This is a genomic window from Streptomyces sp. NPDC031111 (assembly GCF_055570675.1).
In genome coordinates this window covers 1-3,614 of the sequence record NZ_JBVIGS010000055.1, presented here as the reverse complement: position 1 = coordinate 3,614, position 3,614 = coordinate 1, and the positions used below count along the sequence as shown (strand labels likewise).

Here is a 3,614-nt window from a genome sequence, read left to right as displayed (position 1 = left end):
ACGGCGCCATGGCAGCCGGCTGCCTCTTCGACCCCGAACTGATCTCCGAAACCTTCCTCAACGGCGTCGAAGGACTCCTGCGCACACTCACCACACACACATCCGGCTCCCCCACCCAGAACTGACCCCGCGGCCGCGGGTGACCGGCACGACAGATCGTCCGGTCACGCGCCGGTCGTGGACCATCGGCATGCGGCTGATCAGCCGCCGCAATCCTTGATCTGCCGAGAAGGAAATGCGGCCCACGTGGTGTGGCCGTTCTCGCTCACTCCCCAGCTCCGCGCGAGTGCCGCCACGATCACAAGCCCGCGCCCTCTCAGGTCGTCGGGCTGCGGGCTGCGCATGAGGGCCGGGGCCCGGTTCGCGTCGGATACCTCAACCGTGATGTTTCCCGCTGTCTCCGCAATCCTCAGTACGACCCACCCGGAGCCGTGCTCCATCGCGTTCGCCACGAGTTCCGACACGACCAACTGAACGTCGTCGGCCAGAGGCCCATCCACATCCCAGAGTCGCAGAACGGCCAAGGCGGAGCGTCGGGCGTCCGACACTCTGGCGAGGTCGGGAGCGAGGATCGTTTCGAAGCGGCGCTGCGGCTGCGTCAGCAATCGGGTGGGCGACATGGCGGGTCTCCTCATCAGGTCGCCGAAGTGCAAACTGCGGGCTGGGACCGGTATGGTCGCCAAAGGTCTGTATGTAACGTTCACTATACGCTGGGCGGACATTGCCGCAAAGGGCAGTCTCGGGATGGGATGCGATATTGGGTAGCGCAGACACCTCGACATTCGTACTGACAAGTAGAACTCGAAAGTAATTGAAGGTTCGTCAGACCGAACAGTGCCGCACGACTTCCATTCCCATGCGTCTCACATGTCAGGCCACCGCTCGATGGCCTATGTCACGAACACCGGCTGTTCCTTTTTCCATACTCCGGGCGTAATTTCTTTGCCGTTGGTGAGCGGCAAAACCAGTCGCGGAGCTTTCGTGTCACACCTCCGGACTGTGCGCGCAGCAGGCACAGAGGGATCGGCGGGAGCCGCGCCCTCCGCCACAGGGGTGCACTGCAACGCGTGAGGCAGCCGGCATCACCCGAAGCCCTGTCGCGACTACCCCTTCCATGGAGTAACAGCATGTCCAGTACAGAACTTGATTGCATACTGCATCTTGTGGCCGCACCAGGGAGCACCATCCCCGTGTACGCCCACTTCACCTACCGCTCCGAGGATCCGTACGGCATCCGTGTCGCCTTCCAACTCGAAGAACAACCCCCGGTCACCTGGGCCTTCGCCCGTGACCTCTTGGCTGAGGGTTCGGTCCGGCCCAGCGGGCTCGGTGATGTTCGGGTGTGGCCCGACGAGGGAGAACAGTCAGGCCCGCTGTGTCTTGAACTGACCTCGCCCTGTGGGCATGCACTGCTGACCATGCCCAAGGATGCGATGACGGCATGGCTCGGACAGACCTACCAGCTGGTGCCGGCCGGGTTCGAGGCGGCGGCACTCGACCTCGACGACGAACTGTCCCAACTACTGGGCGAAGTCAACTGACGCCCGGCAACGTCCACTCCCCCGCACAGCAGCGATCACGGCGAATGTCTCGAGGAGTCCTCGGACACCGGAGGCAGTCGACAAACGGAGGTGAAGCCTCCCATTAGTCCCTCACGCCCGGCGCACCGGCGCCGCAACGTTTTCCCCTCCGTGCGCCGAACCGGCTGGCCTGCCGCTCACCTGTCGCCCGCGGCCTCACCCTTCGGCATCGGCGCGATGAGGACGAGGCGCGAGGAGGGTCCCCGCCATGTGACCGGGCGGAACGCCCTGCGTGCCAGCATGACGACTTTCGCACGAAGGAACGATACCGAACGTTCTTTCCGCTAGGATGGGGGCATGGTGAGTAGCGAATCCAAACGCCGACCGTCCGAAGCGCGGTCCCGGCTGCTCAATACGGCCCGTCGGCTCTTCTATGCGGAGGGCATTCATGCCGTAGGCGTCGACCGCATCGCCACGGAGGCTCAGGTGACACGGGCGACCTTCTACCGGCACTTCTCCAGCAAGGAGGACCTCGTCCTCGCTTACCTGGACGAAGCCGACGCGGCCGCGCGGCGCCGGGCGGATGAGGCTGTGGCCACTGGTCTTCCGGCAGCCGACATCATTCGCACACTCAGCAAGTCCATCACCGCGAGCATCCAGTCCCCCGGCTACCGAGGGTGCACCTTCCTCAACGCCGTCGCCGAGTTCCCGAACCCTGGCCACCCGGTCCACATGGCCGTGCTCGCCCACCGCCAATGGTTCCTCGACAAGGTTACGGAGCTACTGGCCGACATCAGGGAGGCTCCTGCCGAAGCCGCCGCCCATCACTTCGTGATGATGCGTGACGGTGCTACGGCCGCCGGCTGCCTGTTCGATCCCGTAATGGTCTGCGAGACCTTCCTGGACGGGGTCGAAGGCCTCCTGCGGAGACACGCCACCAGCCGCAACATCGAACCCGTCGGCAGCTGAATCCGCCTCGTCGCCGACGTCCCGGGCATCAAAACAGTCGGCCACACGACACGGCTGCCTTGTTCTCCTCGAGAACCCGTCGTGGGCACCATTCATGTGTCTTCCCGATCCAGGATGCGGCGATGCCGGATCATGCCTTCCCGCGCCTGCCCCGTCCGTGATCCGCTGAGGCGTCGCCCAGTACCGCAACGGTGCTTGTGCTGATTGCCGACCAGTCTCAGGGACTGCGTCCCCGCCGCTTGTAGTGACTGACGCGAGCCTGACATTGCCTTCTGCGACACCATGTCGACCAGTGCAGGATGTGGTCGACGGATGCGGGCCCGCAGGACGGTGAGGCAGGCTTGGGCGGCCATGGCCGGGGTCATGTGGCGGTGCCGGCCCGGATAGCGGCGGATCTGGTAGTCGCCCAGGCCGCACTCCTGCTTCGCACCCTGGAGGTATCTCCACCGCACAGCGGCTGCCCGCGACGCGGATCAGCTCGTCCAGGGTCGTGTCGGCCGGGCAGTAGGCGATGCAGGAGGAGATCTCGTCCGGGCAGCTGACGCCTGGCGAGAACCCAGTGCCGGCGGTCGGGCCGACGCCACGGCCTCACCTCAACCCGCGCCCAGTCATGCATCCGCCGGCCGTGGACGCCGTCGCCGCAGGATCGAGTGCCCAGCGGGTGATGACGGTGTCGTGGCGGGTGTGCCTTGACGTGGAAGACGTCCGCCTGCTCGAGCTCATGGTGCCAGCCCTTTGGAGAAGCCGTAGGCGACGTCCGCGGACACCCATCGGAAGGGCATCTCGTCGGCGATCACGCAGCGGACCGCCGACCTGGCCATCACCACCTTCGTAGCGAGCCACCTCGTCGCCGATGCCGGCACGGTGGCACCGTTCCCGGTCGTCCGTCCAGGACGTAGGCGGATACAGACGGCGGTCGATCAGCCTCCGGCCACCAGGAGCTGCATAAACGACCGACCCCGTCAGCAGTCACGGCAAGCACCGTTGCAGTACTGGGCCCTGTCGTCAGCGTGCGACGCTCAGTGACAGTGCGAACCGGCCCGCCTCGTCCGTCCACCACCGGGCCGGCTCCAGCCCCGCGGCCGACAGCTCCTCGTCCACTCCCTCCTTCCGGAACTTCGCCGA

At 65.7% G+C, this 3,614-nt stretch carries 4 protein-coding genes and 1 pseudogene; 2 read left to right on the top strand and 3 right to left on the bottom strand.

Annotated elements, in window-relative coordinates:
- Positions 1 to 200: 200 nt before the first annotated feature.
- Positions 201 to 620, bottom strand: coding sequence for an ATP-binding protein (locus ACZ470_RS40470; protein ID WP_468434959.1), 420 nt, complete (start codon positions 618 to 620; stop codon positions 201 to 203).
- Between the two features lie 570 nt (positions 621 to 1,190).
- On the opposite strand from ACZ470_RS40470, the gene ACZ470_RS40465 reads away from it, so the two are divergent.
- Complete coding sequence (locus ACZ470_RS40465; RefSeq protein WP_468434958.1) at positions 1,191 to 1,541, top strand: SsgA family sporulation/cell division regulator; 351 nt, start codon at positions 1,191 to 1,193, stop codon at positions 1,539 to 1,541.
- 336 nt (positions 1,542 to 1,877) lie between these two features.
- Positions 1,878 to 2,489 (top strand): TetR/AcrR family transcriptional regulator, encoded by a 612-nt coding sequence (locus ACZ470_RS40460; protein WP_468434957.1) that lies wholly within the window; start codon positions 1,878 to 1,880, stop codon positions 2,487 to 2,489.
- 314 nt (positions 2,490 to 2,803) lie between these two features.
- Here the strand turns inward: ACZ470_RS40460 and ACZ470_RS40455 are convergent.
- Together ACZ470_RS40455 and ACZ470_RS40450 are read right to left on the bottom strand one after the other, a co-directional pair.
- Positions 2,804 to 3,437 (bottom strand): annotated as a pseudogene (locus tag ACZ470_RS40455) (IS701 family transposase); the annotation flags it as partial.
- Positions 3,438 to 3,494: 57 nt separating this feature from the next.
- A partial coding sequence (locus tag ACZ470_RS40450) for an L-histidine N(alpha)-methyltransferase (RefSeq protein ID WP_468427625.1) occupies positions 3,495 to 3,614 on the bottom strand: 120 nt, incomplete at its 5' end.